The sequence below is a fragment of the uncultured Nevskia sp. genome (assembly GCF_903885465.1).
Taxonomy (GTDB): domain Bacteria; phylum Pseudomonadota; class Gammaproteobacteria; order Nevskiales; family Nevskiaceae; genus Nevskia.
On record NZ_CAISIQ010000065.1, the window covers coordinates 1 to 18,271 of the forward strand.

Annotated in this window: 17 protein-coding genes; 5 read left to right on the top strand and 12 right to left on the bottom strand. The window is 64.7% G+C overall.

Features of this window, described 5'->3' with window-relative positions; all coding sequences use genetic code 11:
• From QZY06_RS02235 to QZY06_RS02290, 12 genes are all read right to left on the bottom strand, one after another.
• A partial coding sequence (locus QZY06_RS02235) for an FAD-dependent oxidoreductase (protein ID WP_295679614.1) occupies positions 1 to 555 on the bottom strand: 555 nt, incomplete at its 3' end.
• Positions 548 to 826 (bottom strand): ferredoxin family protein, encoded by a 279-nt coding sequence (locus tag QZY06_RS02240; RefSeq protein ID WP_295679615.1) that lies wholly within the window; start codon positions 824 to 826, stop codon positions 548 to 550. The genes QZY06_RS02235 and QZY06_RS02240, both read right to left, overlap by 8 nt.
• The gene (locus tag QZY06_RS02245; protein ID WP_295679617.1) at positions 826 to 3,087 is read right to left on the bottom strand and encodes a molybdopterin-dependent oxidoreductase; all 2,262 of its coding nucleotides are present in this window, start codon (positions 3,085 to 3,087) and stop codon (positions 826 to 828) included. Before QZY06_RS02245 ends, QZY06_RS02240 begins: the two co-directional genes overlap by 1 nt.
• 307 nt (positions 3,088 to 3,394) lie before the next feature.
• Positions 3,395 to 4,558, bottom strand: a complete 1,164-nt coding sequence (locus QZY06_RS02250) for an acyl-CoA dehydrogenase family protein (protein WP_295679619.1) — start codon at positions 4,556 to 4,558, stop codon at positions 3,395 to 3,397.
• The gene (locus QZY06_RS02255; RefSeq protein ID WP_295679622.1) at positions 4,558 to 4,848 is read right to left on the bottom strand and encodes a cytochrome C oxidase subunit IV family protein; all 291 of its coding nucleotides are present in this window, start codon (positions 4,846 to 4,848) and stop codon (positions 4,558 to 4,560) included. The genes QZY06_RS02250 and QZY06_RS02255 overlap by 1 nt, the downstream gene beginning before the upstream one ends.
• A 12-nt stretch (positions 4,849 to 4,860) precedes the next feature.
• Complete coding sequence (locus tag QZY06_RS02260; protein WP_295679624.1) at positions 4,861 to 5,460, bottom strand: cytochrome c oxidase subunit 3 family protein; 600 nt, start codon at positions 5,458 to 5,460, stop codon at positions 4,861 to 4,863.
• Between the two features lie 136 nt (positions 5,461 to 5,596).
• Entirely contained in the window at positions 5,597 to 6,337 is a 741-nt protein-coding gene (locus tag QZY06_RS02265) for a hypothetical protein (RefSeq protein ID WP_022977365.1), read from the bottom strand.
• 68 nt (positions 6,338 to 6,405) lie between these two features.
• The gene (locus QZY06_RS02270; protein ID WP_295679626.1) at positions 6,406 to 6,933 is read right to left on the bottom strand and encodes a MarR family transcriptional regulator; all 528 of its coding nucleotides are present in this window, start codon (positions 6,931 to 6,933) and stop codon (positions 6,406 to 6,408) included.
• Between the two features lie 95 nt (positions 6,934 to 7,028).
• On the bottom strand, positions 7,029 to 7,787 hold the full coding sequence (locus QZY06_RS02275; protein ID WP_295679628.1) for an SDR family NAD(P)-dependent oxidoreductase: 759 nt from the start codon (positions 7,785 to 7,787) through the stop codon (positions 7,029 to 7,031).
• A gap of 47 nt (positions 7,788 to 7,834) precedes the next feature.
• Positions 7,835 to 10,528, bottom strand: coding sequence for an alpha-ketoglutarate dehydrogenase (mdeB, locus tag QZY06_RS02280; protein WP_295679631.1), 2,694 nt, complete (start codon positions 10,526 to 10,528; stop codon positions 7,835 to 7,837).
• An 89-nt stretch (positions 10,529 to 10,617) separates the two neighbouring features.
• Positions 10,618 to 11,022: a nuclear transport factor 2 family protein gene (locus QZY06_RS02285; protein ID WP_295679633.1), complete on the bottom strand. Its 405-nt coding sequence runs from the start codon at positions 11,020 to 11,022 to the stop codon at positions 10,618 to 10,620.
• Positions 11,019 to 11,672 (bottom strand): VOC family protein, encoded by a 654-nt coding sequence (locus QZY06_RS02290; protein ID WP_295679637.1) that lies wholly within the window; start codon positions 11,670 to 11,672, stop codon positions 11,019 to 11,021. Before QZY06_RS02290 ends, QZY06_RS02285 begins: the two co-directional genes overlap by 4 nt.
• A gap of 172 nt (positions 11,673 to 11,844) precedes the next feature.
• On the opposite strand from QZY06_RS02290, the gene QZY06_RS02295 reads away from it, so the two are divergent.
• The 5 genes from QZY06_RS02295 (at position 11,845) to QZY06_RS02315 (ending at position 18,174) form a co-directional block, all read left to right on the top strand.
• Positions 11,845 to 12,705, top strand: coding sequence for a fumarylacetoacetate hydrolase family protein (locus QZY06_RS02295; protein ID WP_295679639.1), 861 nt, complete (start codon positions 11,845 to 11,847; stop codon positions 12,703 to 12,705).
• Positions 12,706 to 12,779: 74 nt separating this feature from the next.
• Positions 12,780 to 13,154 carry a hypothetical protein gene (locus QZY06_RS02300; RefSeq protein WP_295679641.1) on the top strand — a complete coding sequence of 125 codons (375 nt, stop codon included), beginning with the start codon at positions 12,780 to 12,782 and terminating at the stop codon, positions 13,152 to 13,154.
• Between the two features lie 54 nt (positions 13,155 to 13,208).
• The gene (locus QZY06_RS02305; protein WP_295679643.1) at positions 13,209 to 14,480 is read left to right on the top strand and encodes an aromatic ring-hydroxylating dioxygenase subunit alpha; all 1,272 of its coding nucleotides are present in this window, start codon (positions 13,209 to 13,211) and stop codon (positions 14,478 to 14,480) included.
• 93 nt (positions 14,481 to 14,573) lie between these two features.
• Complete coding sequence (locus QZY06_RS02310) at positions 14,574 to 16,382, top strand: FAD-dependent monooxygenase (protein ID WP_295679647.1); 1,809 nt, start codon at positions 14,574 to 14,576, stop codon at positions 16,380 to 16,382.
• Between the two features lie 22 nt (positions 16,383 to 16,404).
• The gene (locus QZY06_RS02315) at positions 16,405 to 18,174 is read left to right on the top strand and encodes an FAD-dependent monooxygenase (protein WP_295679649.1); all 1,770 of its coding nucleotides are present in this window, start codon (positions 16,405 to 16,407) and stop codon (positions 18,172 to 18,174) included.
• The last annotated feature ends 97 nt before the right edge of the window (positions 18,175 to 18,271 follow it).

The following is an 18,271-nucleotide window of genomic DNA, read 5'->3' on the forward strand; positions in this document are numbered from 1 at the left end:
GACCGGCTTGAGCAGGATGCGGGCGACATCCATCGACACATTGCCGTTGCCGACGATCACCGCGCGCGCTGTGCGCAGATCGAAATCGAGCGCGCTGAAATCCGGGTGGCCGTTGTACCAGCCGACGAAGCTGCGCGCCGAGTGACTGCCGGGCAACGCCTCGCCGGGAATGCCGAGCCGCCGCTCACCGTCCGCGCCGACGGCATAGATCACCGCGTCGTACCAGCTCGACAGCTGATCCGGCGTGATCGTTTCGCCGACACGGACATTGCCGATGAACCGGAAGCCGGGACGATGGGCGATGGCATCGTAGATCCGGCTGATCTTTTTCTTGTCCGGATGATCCGGTGCCACGCCGCCGCGGATCAGGCCCCAGGGTGTCGGCAAACGATCGATGACATCGACCTCGACGGACCTGCGCACGCGCTGGCTCAGACGGCCATCGGCGAAGGTACCAGCCGGCGTTTCCAGCAGGTGACCGGCGGCATACAGGCCCGATGGCCCGCTGCCGATGATGGCGACGCGCAGGGGGCGCTCATGCCCTTGCTCAAACATGCTCCGGCTCCCCATCGCGGCGCGTGAAGTGCTCGGCGTTGATGCGTGCGTAGTGCGCCCAGTGCTTCGGCAGCTTGTCCGCCGCGAAGATCGCCGACACCGGGCAGGCGTCTTCGCAGGCGCCGCAGTCGGTGCAGGTCGCCGGGTCGATGTATAGCTGCGTTGTGTTGTCGAAGCCGGATTCGTCAGGCATCGGATGGATACAGTCCACCGGACAGACTTCGACGCAGGAGTAGTCCGCCACGCAGGGCGCTGTCACGACGTACGTCATCAGGCCGCCGCCTCGAAAGACTTGAGCGAACGCACGCGCACCGCGATGCCGTTGACCGTGGCATTGCCGCTGGGCAGATCGGTGGAGTCGGCCCGGTTGGTGGTCAGGGCGTTGTAGCCCGAGCCGCCGACCGCCACCGCGCGCTGCCAGCCGCCGGTATGGCCCCAGCCATGGGGAAGGGCGACGCTGCCGGGCATCATTTCATCGGTGACCCGCGCGGCCGGCACGCTGATCTGGCCGTCACGCGAAGTGATCTCTACCGGGTCGCCGTCCTCGATGCCGTAACGCGCCGCATCGATCGGATGGATGCGCAGACGCTGCACCCGATCGCCGGCGATCAGCTTGGGAATGTTGTGCAGCCAGGTGTTCTGCGACCGCAACTCGCGCAGGCTGATCAGGCTCAAGGGGTACTCGTCGCTGACCGTGGTATCGAAGGCCAGCATGCGCGTCATCTCCTTGCGGATCAGCGCGTGATCGAGCTGCACCTTGCCGCCCTTGGTGAAGATGCGCTTCTTCAGCACGCCAACGGGAACGCCATCCGCCAGCTTCACCGCGCCGTTCCGCTCCATCAGCTTCTTCCGGCTCAAGCCCGAGGGCCGCAGCCCGAACCAGTCGCCTTCCGGGCCGGTGCGCAGGCCAACGTCCATCAGAAACGAGGGCGATGCTCGCAGGCCGAGCTTGCCGAGCAGCTGAGCGCCAGGGAAGTCCGCCGGCACGATGCCGATGCGCCGCGAAATCTCATCCATGATCCAGGCGTCATCGCGCGCTTCGCCACGCGGCGGCACGGTCGGCCCCACCCATTGCGCATGCGGCACGCCGGCATGCGATTGGGTGAAGATCGGAAAGCCTTCGCGTTCCAGCCAGACCGTCGGCGGCAGGATGTAATGCGCCAGCCGGCTGGTTTCAGTCATGTAGACGTCCTGCGAGATCAGCAGGTCGAGTTCGCTGAACGCGGCACACAGCTCGCCAGCTGCCGGGCTGCTGCTCGCGGGATTGGCACCGATCACCAGCATGGCCCGCATCTGGCCCTTGCCCGGGGTGCGGATCTCGCGCGGGATGCTCACCACTGGCGAGGTGCCGGCCACTTCGGGGAAGTCGTCGACTCGCGTCCGCCAGCGGTCGTAACCGGTGGACTTCATGCGGTGCATCATCGTTTCGAGATCGATGAACGGCCGCCCGAAGCACCAGCCGCCCGGCCGGTCGAGATTGCCGGTGGCGATGTTCAGGACATCGAGAAAGTATTTGCCGAGCGAGGCGAACGGGCCGATCGACATGCCGCAGCGACCATAGGCGCAGGCCGAGGGCGCGCTGGCAAAGTCGCGCGCCAGTTGCTGGATCTGCTCGACCGGAATGCCGGCCGCTGCAGAGGCTGCGGAAAGGTCCAGCGGCGCCAGGAGCTGCGGCAGGATCTCGTGCCCCGCAGTCTGCTCGCGCAGGGCCTCGAGATCGGCCAGACCCTCGTCGAAGATCACTTTGAGCAGGGCGGCCAGCAGCCAGACATCGCCATTCGGGCGGATCGGAACATGCTCGAACAGGCTCGCCGTTTCACTGCGCCGCGGATCGACCACTACGACTCTGCCGCCGCGCTGGGTCACCGCCATCATGGTGTCGCGGAAGCGGCCGATGTTGGCCATGCTGCCGTGCGACACCGCCGGATTGGCGCCGATGCAGAGCATGAAATCGGTGCGGGCGACATCCGGAATCGGGTTCAGGAAGTTGCTGCCGTAGAGCAGTTCGCTGATCACCCAGTAGCCGTTGATGTCGATCGAGGCGGCGCTGTAGAGGTGCTTGGTCTTCAGCGCGCCGGCCATGCCGAACAGATTCAGGAAGGCGCCGAAATTCCAGGCCACCGAGTTGCCCTGGTAGAGGCCGATCGATTCAGTGCCGTGCTGGGCAATGATGGCTCTGAGCCGCTCGCCGATCTCGTCGAGCGCCTGATCCCAGGAAACGCGGGCAAAGCTGCCATCGGCCTGCCGCTTGAGTGGATGCAGCAGGCGATCCGGATCGTCGCGCACGGCGCCGAAGGCGAGCCCCTTGGAACAGGCGAAGCCGCGTGTGTTCGGGTGGTCCGGGTCTGGGCGCAGGCTGAGCAGCTCGCTGCCGCGTACCGTTGCCTCCAGGCCGCAGGAGCCTTCGCAGACGCCGCAGAAGATCTTGCGGGTCACCGTCTCATCCGCTGAGCCCGTATTGCTCGAAGCCATGGGTCCTGACTGCGGGTGGGCGACTTCGCCCTGTGTCTCGTACAGCACCTGGGTCGACATGCTGGCGCCTCCGGTACATGCCGCTCGGTGGCGGCTGATGATCAATTTTCGGCTTGCAGCTTTGTGCCTGATGACTGGTACCGGATGCCCGGTGACCGCTTGCGCGGCCACCGGGATCGGCGCGCCATCCCAGACACTCCCCTCAGCCTTGGCCCCAGAAAACCTGCCGCCGATGGCGAATCCTTCGCCGTCGATGACACGGGGCACTTCTCCTCCCGCGAACGCGCCCGACTCTGCGGGCTTGGTCCACGGCACCCTGCTATTCGGTACAGCTTCCTGCGTGATCACACATTGCGAAAATCTTCGTTCATGCGGCAGTGCCGCGTTCTTCGGTCGCGGCCCGTCCGGCGCGAGCGCGGGCGACGATCATCTTCATGATGCCGGCCGTGCCATCGCCGATTTCCAGGCCCATGACATCGCGCATGCGCTGCTGATGCGGCAGATCCATGGTCCAGCCGTAATGGCCGAAGGTCAGTAGGCACTGGTGGATGACATCGAAGGCGGTGCGCGGCGCCAGCCATTTGACCATCGCCGCCTCCACGGTATGCGCCTGGCCGGCATCGCGCAGCGCCAGCGCGTGGTACGACAACTGTCGGGCAGCGGCGACCTGGGTCTCGCCTTCGACCAGCGGAAAGCTGACGCCCTGGAAGCGGGCGATCGGCCCGCCGAAAGCTTCGCGTTCCTTGGTGTAGGCCCAGGCTTCGTCAAGCGAGGCCTGCGCAGCGCCCAGACACTGCAGCGCGATCAAGGCGCGTGAGTAATCGAAGCCGGCCATCACCTGCGAAAAGCCTTTTCCTTCATCGCCGAGCCGATGGTCCGCGGGCACGCGCACCTGGTCGAAGAACACCGAGCCGCGGCCGGCCATATGGCTGCCGACGTCGCGATAGCGCGTGGTCGTGATGCCTGGCGTGGTCGCCGGTACCAGGAACGCGGTGACGCCGCGCGCACCTTGTTCGACCGTGCCGGTGCGGGCGAAGACCAGGAAGGCGTCGGCGCAGTCGCAATAGGTCGTCGAAGCTTTTTCGCCGTTCAGCACGTAGCTGTCGCCATCGCGCGTGGCTTGCAGCTTCAGCGCGCCGGCATCCGAACCAACACCCGGTTCGGTGATCGACAGCGCCAGGATCGCGTCGCCGCGCGGGATGCGCGGCAACCACGCGGCGGCCACGTCAGGCGAGGCATTCTTGGCGATGATCGCGCCACACAGCGACATCACCAGCACGATGGCGCTGATGTTGAAATCGCCGTAGGCCAGCTCCTCGACAATCAGCCCGGTGGTGACGCCATCGACGCCAAGGCCGCCGTGTTCAGGCGCGACATCGACACCGAGCAAGCCGAGCGTGCCCATCTCGCGCAGCAGCGCGCGATCAGTCACGCCGTCCTTCTCGCGCTGCATGTAAGTCGGCAGCAGCCGACCGCGTGCGAAGCGGCGCGCGGCTTCCTGCAGGGAACGCTGTTCGTCGTTGAAAAGCATCAGGGCTTGTCGACGCCCGCCAGCAGGCTGGGGCCGAAGGCGTAGACCACCATCAGCAGCACGGTGACCAGCATCAGCCAGCCGCTGATGACGCTGCGCCAGGGGTTCGGCGCATGGCGCAGTTCCATGAAATCGAGAATCACCAGGCGGCCCTTGATCGCGGCGATCGCCAGGGTGGCAGCGCCAGCGGTGATGCCGACCAGGCCATCGGCGCGCACCCAGAAAGTGGCGGCGGTGGCGATGATCAGGATCAGCCAGGTGCGGTGTGGATTGAGCAGGATGGCGGGCATGGGCTGGCTCCGTTATCGCAGCAGGTACAGCAGCGGAAACAGGAAGATCCACAGCAGATCGACCATGTGCCAGAAGCTGGCGCCAGTCTCCAGGCCGCGGGTATTGCCGGCGTGGTACTTGCCGCCTCGGGCATTGCTCCAGAGCACGATCAGCACGATGGTGCCGCCGATCACGTGGACCAGATGGATCATGGTCAACGCGAAATAGAAATTGAAGAAGGTGTTGGTGGTCAGCGAGATGCCGGCTGCAAACTTCGCCGAGTACTCGAAATACTTGATGACCATGAAGCCGACGCCGAGGGCGATCGCCAGCGCCAGATAGCGCGGCACTGCCTTGAGCTGATTCTTGCGGGCCGATTCGATCGCGGTCACCACGGCCCAGGAGCTGGTCAGCAGGAACAGCGTGTTGATGACGCCGAGCGTGCGGTCCAGCGACAGCTGGGACTCATTGAACAAATCGACTTCGAGCGCGCGATAGCCGACGTAGGCGACGAAGAACATGCCGAACGTCATCAGCTCGGCAAAGATCAGGAACCAGATGTCGGGATCGCCGGGCAGGCGCAACGCCGACTTCGATGCAGCAGAGGCAGGGGCCGTCAGCTCGACTGGCATGGTGGATTGTCTTCGGGGATAAGGAACAGCGAACTCCCTCCCCCGCGAGCGGGGGAGGGCTGGGGAGAGGGCGCTGCAGCCAGCCGCCCCATCCCAAGCTTCCCCCGCGAACGGGGGAAGGAGCAGGAACGCTAGATCAGGCAGCCGCGAGACGGCTGGAGCCAACCGGCTCGGCGACGGCCATCCGGCGACGGATTTCCTTGATCATGAAAATGCTGGCGGTGGAGTACCAGCAGAGCCAGCAGAAGTACGGGAAGTAGAAGCTCAGCACGCCGCTCCAGGCGAACGGACCGGTCTTCATCACGCCGGTGAGGCTGGCCGGGAAGAAGCTGATGCCGCACCAGATGGTCAGATAGCAGACCCAGCGCGGGAACAGCGGCACCTTGCTCTTGTCGGCCAGGCCGACCAGGGCTGCGGCCACCATCTGCAAGGTGGTGCAGGCGTACTGCAGATCGATGCACAACCAGCCGGTATCGGTCATCAGCTGGAAAGTTTCCGGACTGGCGTCGGGACGGAACGCGGCAACGGCCCAGAACATCGCGCTGAACGACACCACCATCACCGTGAGCGCGCCGCCGATCAGCTGCAGGTAGGACAGCAGCGGCATGTTCTTGCCTTCGATGCGCGACATCTGGCCGGCGAGCACGCAGCTCCACGGCATGTACAGGCAGACGGTGATCATCGAGATGATGAAGCCGAGGCGGATCTCGCCGAGGTTGCCGAGGTAACGCTCCTTCAGCGCCACGGCCGTCAGATTGGGAGAGGGATTCGGCAGGTTGTGGCCGAGAATCAGCCAGAAGATGACGAAGGTGACCACGAACGCCGGGCCGCACCAGGCGCTGATCAGCTGATACCGCAGACTCGTTTTCTCATCCATTTCCACTCTCCCCCACGTTGTGTCGATCGTCGTCGACGGACTGATGAAATCGTTTGTTTCCAGCGAAATCAGGCGGCGGCGCTCATCGCCCGTGCACTGTTGTCCAGCGACACGATCAGCTTGCGCAGCAGCTTGTCGAGCAGCGCGAACTCTTCGGCGCTCAAGCCGGAGAACGCGCGTTCGAGCGGTTCGATCATCTTCGGCACGATGTCACGCACGGCCTGGCGGCCGGCGGCGGTGATCGCGATCTCGTGGCGGCGGCCATCGCGGGCGTGAACGCTGCGGGTGACCAGTTCGGCCTGCACCAGTTCCTCGACGATGCGCGTGGTGTTGGCGCGGCTGGTGCCGATCATTTCGCTGAGTTCGCTGGGTGCAGCCGAACCCTGTTCGCTCGCCACCAGCAAGCACAGCGCATGGAAGGCGTGCTCGCTGGTGCCGAGTGCGCGGAACACCGGCTCGAAGAAGTTGCCGAGGCCAAAGCTGCTGATGCGGATCAGGCGGACCAGCACGGTCGGCGCCATCGGCATGTCCGGCAACGCCCGCGACATCCGCGGCGTGCTCGATTCGACAGCCGACAATCGCTCGATGCCTTTCACTTGATGATCGCCTGATAGTTTACCGGTGAACTATATGCTTGCACATCGAAATGCTGCGCGCAATGCAGGGTAGCGCCGCCCCTTGCAAGCGCTCGCTACATCGCGATGTAGCCGCCGTCGACGGACAGGCTGCTGCCATGCACGAACGAGGCGTCATCGGACAGCAGCCATACCGCTGCGGCGGCGATTTCCTCCGGCTCGGAGAAACGGCCGATCGGGTGCACCGAGTTCAGATAGGGCTCCAGGTTCGGGTCCTCGGCGAACTTGCCGGTCAGCATCGGCGTGCGGATCGCGCCGGGCAGGATCGCGTTCACGCGGATGCCTTGCCTGCCGTAGTCCACCGCGGCTGCTTTGGTCAGGCCGACCACCGCGTGCTTGCTCGACACGTATTCCGCGGCCATCGGGAACGCGGTCGCACCCGCAGCGGAGGCGGTGTTGACGATGGAGCCGCCACCGGTCGCGAGCATCGCCTTCACTTCGTGCTTGATGCACAGGAAGGTGCCGGTGAGATTCACGTCCAGCGCGCGCTGCCATTCGGCCAGCGGCATTTCGTGAATCAGCTTGCTGATCTGCGGGATGGCTGCGTTGTTGAAGGCGCCGTCCAGCCGGCCGAACGCGGCAACGGTGGCCTCGACCATCTTCTGCACCTCGGCTTCGCTGGCGATGTCGGTGCGGATGAAGTGCGCCACGCCGCCAGCCTGCTCGCAGAGCTTCACGGTTTCGCGGCCACCGGCTTCGTTGGTATCGGCCACCATCACGCGGGCGCCTTCGGCAGTCAGCAGCAGCGCCGCGGCCCGGCCAACACCGCTGCCGCCGCCGGTGACGATGATCGCTTTGTTGTTCATTTTCGCCATCTTCAGTTCTCCTCTCGTTTTTTTATGGATGCTGCTGCCGCTGCCGCTCAGCGCGTCCAGGGCGCGCTACTGTCGGCTTCGATTCCGTAGCGGGCGATGGCCTCGGCCAGCAGGCTCGCCTTGATCTTTCCATCGCGTACCAGCGCATCGAGCGCGGCCAGCACCACGCCGTGACGATCTACCTCGAAGAAGCGGCGCAGCGCCTGCCGCGTATCGCTGCGGCCGAAGCCATCGGTGCCGAGCGTGACGAAGCGGCTCTGCAGGTACGGTGCGATCAGCTGCGGATAGGCACGCACGTAATCGGTGGCGGCGATCACCGGCGCGTCGCCAGCCAGCAGCGTTTCCAGATGGCTGAGACGCGGCGTCTCCAGCGGATGCAGGCGATTCCAGCGCTGTACGTCGGCGGCCTCACGGGACAGCTCGCTGAAGCTGGTGGCGCTGTAAAGATCCGAGCCGATATTCCAGTCCTGGGCCAGCAGTTCGGCGGCGGCGATCACTTCGCGGAAGATCGTGCCGGAGCCGATCAGGCGGACCTTGGCGACCGGCTTCTTCGGCGCCTGGCCGCCGTAGCGATACAGGCCCTTGATGACGGCATCGTGCAAATCCGCCGGCAAGGACGGCTGCGCGTAGTTCTCGTTCATCACGGTGAGGTAATAGAACTCGTCGACCTGCTGTTCCAGCATGCGCCGCATGCCGTGGTCGAGGATCACCGCGAGCTCGCCGGCGAAGGTCGGATCGTAGCTGCGGCAATTGGGCACCGTGGACGCGATCAGCTGGCTGCTGCCGTCCTGATGCTGCAGACCTTCACCGCCCAAGGTGGTGCGGCCGGCGGTGGCGCCGAGCAGGAAGCCGCGGGCGCGCTGATCGGCCGCAGCCCAGATCAGATCGCCGACTCGCTGGAAGCCGAACATCGAGTAGTAGATGTAGAACGGCAGCATCGGCACGCCGCTGACGCTGTACGAGGTGGCGGCCGCGGTCCACGAGGCGAGGGCACCGGCTTCGTTGATACCTTCTTCGAGCAACTGGCCGTCGGTCGCTTCGCGATACGACAGCATCGACGACGCATCTTCCGGTTCGTACAACTGGCCGACCGGTGAATAGATGCCGACCTGTCTGAACAGATTGGCCATGCCGAAGGTGCGCGCTTCGTCGGCAACGATCGGCACGATGCGCGGGCCCAGCTGCTTGTCCTTGAGCAGGCCACCGAGCATGCGCACGGCGGCCATGGTCGTCGACATCTCCTTGCCGTCGGCCTGCAGCGCGAATGCGGCGTAGCTGTCGATGGCCGGCACCGGTACGGCATCGGCACTGGTGCGGCGCGCCGGCAGATAACCGCCGAGCGCTGCACGACGCTGGCGCAGGTAGCGCAGCTCGATGCTGTCTTCGGCCGGACGATAGAAGCGCAGGCTGGCGCAGTCCTCGTCGGACAGCGGCAGATGGAAGCGGTCGCGGAATACCTTCAGGCCTTCGATGTCGAGCTTCTTGGCCTGGTGCGATGTCATCCGCGATTCACCGGCGCTGCCCATGCCATAGCCTTTCTTGGTCTTGGCCAGGATCACCGTGGGCCGGCCCCTGTGGGCCTTGGCGGCGGCAAAGGCCGCGTGCAGCTTGCGCAGGTCATGACCGCCGCGCTTCAGCGCATCGATCTCGGCATCGGACATGTGCGCCACCAGCTTGGCCAGCGCCGGGTCCTGCAGGAAGAAGTTGGCGAGGTTGTAGGCGCCGTCCTTGGCACCGAGCGTCTGGTATTCGCCATCCGGCGTGTTGGCGAAGATGCGCAGCAAGGTGTGCTCGGTGTCGCGCGCGAACAGCGCGTCCCAGTCCGAACCCCAGAGCACCTTGATGACGTTCCAGCCGGCGCCGGTGAACAGCGCTTCCAGCTCCTGGATGATCTGGCCGTTGCCACGTACCGGGCCGTCGAGACGCTGCAGGTTGCAGTTGACGATGAAGGTCAGGTTGTCGAGCTTTTCGCGGGCGGCGAGCGTGAGGCCGGCGATCGATTCCGGTTCGTCCATTTCGCCATCGCCGAACACGCCCCAGACGTGACGACCATCGGTGGCGCTGAGCTTGCGATCACGCAGATAGCGCAGGAAGCGCGCCTGGTAGACGGCGCTGATCGGGCCGAGGCCCATCGAGCCGGTGGGGAACTGCCAGAACTCCGGCATCAGCCAGGGATGCGGATACGAACACAGGCCGCCGCCGGCGAGTTCCTGCCGGTAGTGGCCGAGCTGGTCTTCGCTCAGGCGGCCTTCCAGGAAAGCGCGGGCGTAGACGCCAGGCGCCGAATGCGGCTGGAAGTAAATGAGATCGCCGCCGTGGCTGTCGCTGCGGGCATGGAAGAAATGCTGGAAGCCGACTTCGAAGATTTCCGCTGCCGACGCATAGCTCGCGACATGGCCGCCGAGATCGCCATACGCGGCGTTGGCGCGCATCACCATCGCCAGCGCATTCCAGCGCAGGATCGCCACGATCCGTTCCTCGATCGCCAGATCGCCCGGATAGGCGCCCTGCTGATCGAGTGGCACGCTGTTGCGATAGGACGAGTACGGCTGCGCCAGCGCCACGGCGCCACGATCGCGCAGCCGCGCCTCGAGCTGCTGGATCAGATACTGCGCACGCTCACCGCCACCGCCCGCGAGCACGGAATCCAGCGCATCCAGCCATTCGCGCGTTTCCTGTGGATCGGCATCGGGAAGGCTGACGGTGGACAGGCCACGGGCACGAGGATTTTCTGCGGACATGAGCAGCCTCCGGAAGCCGCGGCGCGGCCGCCATGGTTCAGCGAACGAAGTTACGGCGATCCGGGAGACGGATGGCGGCGTGAGTGCTGCTAGGAAGGAACCAGCACGACCTTGCGCAACTGGATGCGCCAGCCCTCGGCGGTCAGCGTGTAGCGATCGTGATAGATGCCGCGCAGGCGCTGCACCTCGTCGTTGCCGGCGATGCCGCGCTGCATGTCGAGATCGACGACACCAGAGGCATTCCGGCCATCGTCATCGACGGTGATGCGAATGTTGCTGCAGACATGTTTCGACCAGGTACCCGCCGGGCGGCCGGCGATCACTTCACGGATCGCCGCGTGGCCGCTGATCAGCTGGCCCATGCGATCGAACACGCCATCCTCGACATAGAGGCGAGCGAACTCATCGGCCTTGTTGGCATCGGCCAGCGTGCCGTAGGCCTTGCACAGCGCGGTGCAGGCTTCGATGGCTGCGGTCTTTTCCGAGCTACTCATGCTGCACCTGGCGGCGGTGGCAGCGTCGTGAACTGATAGGCCTTGCCCGGCGCAACGGGTGCTGCGCCCTGCTGCAGCAGCTTGTTGATCGGCGTACCGCTGTGCAGTTTGGCGCTGAGCGCCTCGGGATCGAAATCGACACCGATCGGATTGGCCTCGAATGCCGCCGAGCTGAACCAGGCTGTCGATTCGGCGAGCGTGTCGAAGTTCTCGACCTGCAGCTCGACCTCGTTGCCATCCGGATCGCGGTAGTACATCGAGGTGGTCGGGCCGTGGTTGATGCACCAGAACGGCTCGATGCCTGCGGTCTTCAATCGCTGCCAGGTGTGCAGCAGCGCCGGCAGATCGGCATAGGTGAAAGCGACGTGGTCGATGCCGGTGCGCATCGTGTCCGGGCTCGGCAGATGCGCGGTGTTCAGGAAGGCGATGCGGTGATGTTCCTCGTCATAGCTGAGGAAGGCGATCACCGGCGCTTCGAAGGTGGTGCGCAGGTGGAACACCGTGCGGTACCAGCTGAGCATCGCTTCGAAATGCTTGGCGCGGATGACGTAATGCGCGAGCTTGGTCGGCACGATTGTGCCGTTGGGGGCCTTGGCCGGAGCCGCTGCCTGGGTTCGCGCCGGCGTGGTCGCCAGACTGTCTGCGTTCATGGTTTCTCCTCTCCTGTCGCATCCCGAGTGTGTGCCGCGGGTGCTTGCATTCTGCACATTCTTACCATATGGTCAATTCAAATTTCGAGGGCATGCAGCCAGTGACTGGTTGCAAGCCAATCGATGACAAGACTTGAGTCCATTTTCAAAGTGGACCGCTGGAGGAGAGACGATGAAGCTTGCGACGTACACCGTGAACGGCGGCAAGGCACGGATCGGATTGGTAGTCGGTGATGGCTTGCACGACATTGCGCGCCATCTGCCGCAGGCCCCAGAGACGATGCTCGGCCTGCTGGAAGCACTGTCGGGCCTGCGTGCCGATCTGGACAAGATCGCCGCCACCCAGCCTGACCACAAGTTGACCGATGTTCATCTGCTGGCGCCGATTCCGCGCCCCGGCAAGATTCTGGCGCTGGGCCTGAACTATCGCGATCACGCGCTCGAAGCGAACATGGCGCTGCCCGAAGTGCAGACCTGGTTCGCGAAGATGACGACCTCCGCGAATGGTCCTCACAGCAATATCGACCTGCCCAGTGTTTCGACCAAGCTCGACTACGAAGCCGAGCTGGCCATCGTCATCGGCAAGAAGGTTCGCCATGCCACGCGCGAGCAGGCCAAGGCCGCGATCGCCGGTTACTGCTGCGCCAACGATGTCAGCGTTCGTGACTGGCAGTTGCGCACCTCGCAGTTCGTGGTTGGCAAGTCCTTCGACACGCATTGCCCGTTCGGCCCCTGGATCACCAGCGCCGACGAGATCGCCGATCCGCAGGCGCTGGCCATCCGCGCTACCGTGAATGGAGAAGTCCGCCAGGACTCCAATACTCGTGAAATGGTCTTCGATGTCTACGCGATGATCGAACACCTGTCGCAGGCGATGACCCTGGAACCGGGTGATCTGTTGCTGACCGGCACGCCGGCCGGTGTCGGCGCCGTGTCGAAGCCGCCGCGCTACCTGAAGGCTGGCGATGTGGTGCGCATCGAGATCGAAGGCCTGGGCGCGATCGAGAACCGAGTCGAACCCGAGCCGCGCTGAAGCAGAGCGGCAAAGCTACCGGCGAACCGCGCCGACAGAGTGCGGATCGTTCCCTTGCGAGAGAGGAGACGCTGATGCAGATGCAGACTTCATTGCCGGCTTCGCTGCCCAATTCCTTGCCTGCGGGCTTCGAGGCGCTGGAGCCCTTTGTCGAATACTGGGCAGGCGCGACCAACGACATCCGCTGGGATCGCCGGGCTCGCGCCTCGATGGCCGAGATCCGCAGCTTCTACGAAGCGGCCGTGCCACGCGCCGATGAAGGCCTGGCGTATCTCGAACAGTTTCCGCTCGATGCGATGCCGGACGACGCGACCCGGCTGCTGCGCCTGCTGCTGTCGCTGCCGCACGCGGCGATGGCGGTGGAATTCCATGGTCAGCCGCGCGCCGCCGCTTCGCCCTTTCCACACGGTATGCATATCGGCCGGGGACCCTGGCCGCAAGGCTGGTGATCGCCAAGCGTCTGTATCGCGTGTGCCGCAATTTCTCGATTGGGGAGAGTGTCCATGAGTGTCGTTGACCTGCCGAAGCCGAACACCGAATTCCCGAAGCTGACCGTGCCGAATGGCCTCGGCACCGGGCCGATCCCGATCGCGCCCTACATTTCCCAAGCCTGGTACGAGCAGGAACGCGATCGCGTCTTCGGCCGCGCCTGGCTGTGCATGGGCCGCGTCGAGCAGCTGCCGGAAGCCGACAGTTTCATCGTCAAGGAAATCGAGATCTGCGGCGTCATCGCGCTGATCACCCGCGATGCCAAGGATCAGATTCGCGCCTTCCACAACGTCTGCTCGCACCGCGCCAACCTGGTCGTGCACGAGACCTCGGGCAAGGGCAGCCGCTTCGTCTGCAAGTATCACAACTGGGCTTATCGCAATACCGGTGACTGCATCGGCGTGCCGGATCGTGCCAACTTCTTCGATCTGGACATGAAGAAATGCGGCCTGACGCCGATCGCCTGCGAGACCTGGGAAGGCTGGATCTTCATCAACCTGCAGAAGCAGCCGGAAGTGACGCTGACCGAGTTCCTCGGCAACTTCGGTGAAGTCTTCCGCGATGCGCCGGCCCCGGCCGCCACGCAGGCGTTCACCGTCGACGTGACCAGCATGCGTGCCAACTGGAAGGTGACCATCGATGCCTTCTGCGAGTCCTACCACGTGCCGGTGCTGCACCCGTCGACCCTGGGCGACACCTTCGCCAACGACAGCAACCGCTACGCGCGGCCGCTGAGCGGCAACGTGCGCGGCGCCCATCGCACGATGACCACCTTCGGCAACCCGAACTACGTGCCGCCGGAATCGTCGCTGATCGAGCGTCTTGCCTACAGCAACATCGATACCGGCAACACGCTGGGCGCCAACGATGCGGCCGACATGCAGGCGCTGCAGAACCATCCGGCGATCAACCCGAACAAGGTGCCGAACTGGGCCACCGAGATCTGCTGGCTGTTTCCCAACTTCCTGATCTTCTATTCGCCCGGCGGCTTCTTCACCCTGGAGTTCTGGCCGCTGTCGGTGAACACCACGCGCTGGGTGGCGAGAATGCACACGCCGGTTGCGGCCGACGTCCGCCAGCGCTTCCAGCAGGAACATTACAGCTGCCGCATGGCGGAAATCTTCCTCGAGGACGTCGGCAATCTGGAACGTCAGCAGAAGGCGATGGAGTCCGGCGGCAAGACCGAGATCATCCTGCAGGATGGTGAATTCCTGCTCCGCCATTCGATCGAGACCATCCAGAAATGGGTGGCCTCGGCGACAGTCCGCGAAGCGCTGGCGGAATAGCCTAATGACCACTGCGCGCTATCTGAACAACGCCTGGTATGTCGCCGCCAGTCGAAGCGAGCAATCCTTGAACCAGTGTTCTGAACGCCACCTGTGACCACGATCAATGTCGACGTGCTGGTCGTCGGAGCCGGTGGCTGCGGCCTGAATCTGTCGATTTTCCTTGCCGATCTCGGCGTCGATTTTCTGTGCGTCGAGCGCAGCACAAGGCTGGCCAATCTGCCGAAGGCGCATTACCTCAATCAGCGGACCATGGAGATCCTGCGCCAGCATGGCGTGGCTGACGACATCTACGCGATGGGCACGCCGCCGGAAAACATGAGCCGTGCGATGTGGCTGACCACGCTCGGCGGCGATGGCCCGCACGATCGCAAGGTGATCCACGAGATGGACGGCATCGGCGGCAGCGGTGACTCGCAGCGCGCGATCTACGAGCGTGACAGCGCTTGCCGCAGCGCCAACCTGCCGCTGATCCGCTCCGAGCCGATCTTCCGTCGTCATGCCGATGCCCGAGCACCGGGCCGTCTGCGCTTCGGTACCGAGCTGCTCGGCTTCACGCAGGATGCCGATGGCGTGAGCGCGACGATCCGCGATGTCACCAGCGGCGAGGAATCGACCGTGCGAGCCCAGTATCTGATCGGGGCCGATGGCGGCCGCACGATCGGCAAGGCGCTGGGCAACAGGATGATCGGGCCGTCGGGCCTGGCGAAGAACGTCACCGTGCACTTCACGGCCGATCTGTCGAAAGTGCTGCTCGACGATCGGGTGATGCTGCATTTCTTCATTCACCCGACGCGCCGCGGCCCGCTGGCCAGCGGTGCGCTGGTGCCGGCCGGTGGCGACGATGCGAAGTGGGGCCGGCACAGCAAGGAATGGATTTTCCATTTCATGGTTGCGCCGGATGATCCGGCGAAGTTCGATGAAGCCGTGGTCAGCCAACAGATTCGTGAACTGCTGAAGCTGCCGGATCTCCAGATGCAGGTTCACAAGATCAGCCACTGGATGATCGAAGCCGTGCTTGCCGAGCGCTACCAGTTCGGCCGAGTGATCCTGGCTGGCGATGCCGCGCATCGTCATCCGCCGGCGTCCGGGCTGGGCCTGAATACCGGCATCCAGGACGCGCACAACCTGGCCTGGAAGCTGGCCCTGGTGACGCGCGGGCAGGCGGGTGCGGCGCTGCTCGACAGCTACGAAGCCGAGCGCCGGCCGATCGGTTCTTTCAACGTGGCCTGGGCGCTGTCGAGCTACTGGAATCATCTGCTCAGCGCTGCTTCGATCTTCGCGATCCATCCGGCCAACGTCTATGAAGCGGTTGGCCAGCCGGACGAGGACAACGAGATTTCCGGCCTGTTCGCCGACACGCCGGACGGCCGCATGCGCCGCGCGCGCCTCGCCGAAGTGTTCAATACCCATCGTGTCGAGATGTACGACCACGATGTCGAACTCGGCTATGTCTACGAGCAGGGCGCGCGAGTGCCGGACGGCACGCCAGCGCCGGCCCGCGACCCCTGGGGCACGGTCTATGTACCGACCACGCGGCCCGGTCATCGTCTGCCGCACGCCTGGCTGGAACGCGATGGTCTGCGCATCTCGACTCATGATCTGCTCGACGACAAAGCGAGCTTCGTGCTGATCGCCAACGCCAAGGGCAAGCCGTGGTGCGAAGCGGCGCGCCAGCTGGCCGACGAACTGAAGCCGCCGCTGCGGGTGGTTCGCATCGCGCCGGATGGTGATGCGCTGGACGCCGATCGCGCCTGGCAGGCGCTGTCCGAAGTCGAGGAAACCGGAGCACTGCTGGTGCGCCCGGATGCGATCGTCGCCTGGCGTGCCAGGCAAGGCGTTGCCGATCCGCATCACGAATTGAAACAGGCCCTGCAGCAGATCCTGCAGCCGGCTCACTGAACTCTTACCTGGAAGCCACGACATGCAAACCCTCGAAACGCCGGTCCTGATCTGCGGCGGTGGTGGTTCCGGCCTGAGCCTGTCGATCTTCCTGTCGGCACAGGGCACCAAGTCGCTGCTGGTGGAGCGCCACGATTCGACCTCGCATCTGCCCAAGGCGCATTACCTGAACCAGCGGACGATGGAGATCTTCCGCGAGTACGGCGTTGCCGACACCATCTACCAGCGCGGCACCAAGTTCGAGAACATGCACCAAGTGCATTGGCTCACTTCGCTGGGCGGCGACGGCCCCCTCGATCAGAAGACCATCTACCGCATGGATGCCTTCGGCGGTGGTGCGCTGTATGACATGTACACCAGAGACAGCGCCGTGCTGTCGGCCAATCTGCCGCTGCTGCGTCTGGAGCCTGTGCTCAAGGATTTCGCCGAACGCGGCGCGCCGGGCGACGTACGCTTCGGCAACGAGCTGCTGAGCTTCGAGCAGGACGCCGACGGCGTGACCTCGCTGATCAAGGACCTCAAGAGCGGCGAGACCTATCAGGTGCGCTCGCAGTTCCTGGTCGGCGCCGATCGTGGCCGCACCATCGGCCCCAAGCTGGGCATCGAGCTGGAAGGCCCGACCAATCTCATCGACATGGTCAGCACGCATTTCACGGCGGACCTGTCGAAGCACATCGACGACGATGCGCCGCTGATCCGCTGGTTCATCAATCCCGAAGGCGGCGGCGGCTGGGGCAGTGGCGCGATGGTAGCGATGGGCCCGACGCACTACGACCGGCGCTCGGAAGAATGGGTGTTCCACTTCGCGTTTCGTCCCGGTGATCCCGACTTCGACGAGAGCGTGATCGTGCCGCGCATCCGCGAGCTGCTGAAGCTGCCGGACCTCGATATCCACGTGCACAAGGTCAGCCACTGGATCGTCGAAGCGATCCTCGCCAACAAGTATCAGGGCGGCCGCTGCGTGGTGATCGGCGATGCGGCGCATCGCCATCCACCGACAACCGGGCTGGGTCTGAATTCCGGCATCCAGGATGCGCACAACCTGGCCTGGAAGCTCACCGCATTGGTCAAGGGCGAAGCCTCGCTGAAGCTGCTCGACAGCTACGAGCAGGAGCGTCGCCCGGTGGCCGCACGCAACACCAAGTGGGCGCTGTTCACGTTCATGAACCACTTCGTCACTGACGCCGGCTTCGGCCTGATTCCGGGCGCGCCGCCGGAGGTCAATGCCGGCGCGTTCCACACGTTGATCTCCGAAGGCTACGAAGGCGATTGGGCTCGCGCGCGCATGCACGAAGTGCTGCAGACGCAGCGCATGGAGTTCTGCGCGCACGATCTCGAAATGGGCTTCCACTATGACGGCAACGCCGTGGTGGCCGACGGTACACCGGCACCGGCGCGCGATCCGATGGGCGTCAACTACGTGGTCACCACGCGCCCCGGTCATCGCCTGCCGCATGCCTGGCTGGAAGGCGCAAACGGCAAGGTTTCGACGCACGACATCACCGGTCATGGCCGCTTCGTGCTGCTGACCGATGCCAAGGGCAAGGCCTGGAAGGAAGCCGCCGCAGCCGCCGGGAAGAAACACGGCGTGACCATCGATGCCTATGTGATCGGCGAGGGTGGTGACTACGCCGATCCGACCGGTACCTGGGCGCAGCTGAAACAGGTCGAGGACGGCGGCGCGATCCTGGTTCGTCCGGATACCCATGTCGGATTCCGCTCCAGCGGCAAGGAAGCAAATCCTGCGGACGCGCTTGCAAAGGTGCTCGCACAGATTCTTTGCAAGGCCTGAATCACCACCCCATACCGGAGAACCCTGCACATGAACTCTACCGACCCCTTTCGTGTCGATGGCAAGGTCGCACTGGTCACCGGCGCCGCGCGCGGCA

Coding starts and splice junctions, on each gene's coding strand:
- QZY06_RS02240 (WP_295679615.1), bottom strand. CDS start 826: ATGACGTACGTCGTGACAGCGCCCTGCGTGGCGGACTACTCCTGCGTC.
- QZY06_RS02245 (WP_295679617.1), bottom strand. CDS start 3,087: ATGTCGACCCAGGTGCTGTACGAGACACAGGGCGAAGTCGCCCACCCG.
- QZY06_RS02250 (WP_295679619.1), bottom strand. CDS start 4,558: ATGCTTTTCAACGACGAACAGCGTTCCCTGCAGGAAGCCGCGCGCCGC.
- QZY06_RS02255 (WP_295679622.1), bottom strand. CDS start 4,848: ATGCCCGCCATCCTGCTCAATCCACACCGCACCTGGCTGATCCTGATC.
- QZY06_RS02260 (WP_295679624.1), bottom strand. CDS start 5,460: ATGCCAGTCGAGCTGACGGCCCCTGCCTCTGCTGCATCGAAGTCGGCG.
- QZY06_RS02265 (WP_022977365.1), bottom strand. CDS start 6,337: ATGGATGAGAAAACGAGTCTGCGGTATCAGCTGATCAGCGCCTGGTGC.
- QZY06_RS02275 (WP_295679628.1), bottom strand. CDS start 7,787: ATGGCGAAAATGAACAACAAAGCGATCATCGTCACCGGCGGCGGCAGC.
- mdeB (WP_295679631.1), bottom strand. CDS start 10,528: ATGTCCGCAGAAAATCCTCGTGCCCGTGGCCTGTCCACCGTCAGCCTT.
- QZY06_RS02285 (WP_295679633.1), bottom strand. CDS start 11,022: ATGAGTAGCTCGGAAAAGACCGCAGCCATCGAAGCCTGCACCGCGCTG.
- QZY06_RS02290 (WP_295679637.1), bottom strand. CDS start 11,672: ATGAACGCAGACAGTCTGGCGACCACGCCGGCGCGAACCCAGGCAGCG.
- QZY06_RS02295 (WP_295679639.1), top strand. CDS start 11,845: ATGAAGCTTGCGACGTACACCGTGAACGGCGGCAAGGCACGGATCGGA.
- QZY06_RS02300 (WP_295679641.1), top strand. CDS start 12,780: ATGCAGATGCAGACTTCATTGCCGGCTTCGCTGCCCAATTCCTTGCCT.
- QZY06_RS02305 (WP_295679643.1), top strand. CDS start 13,209: ATGAGTGTCGTTGACCTGCCGAAGCCGAACACCGAATTCCCGAAGCTG.
- QZY06_RS02315 (WP_295679649.1), top strand. CDS start 16,405: ATGCAAACCCTCGAAACGCCGGTCCTGATCTGCGGCGGTGGTGGTTCC.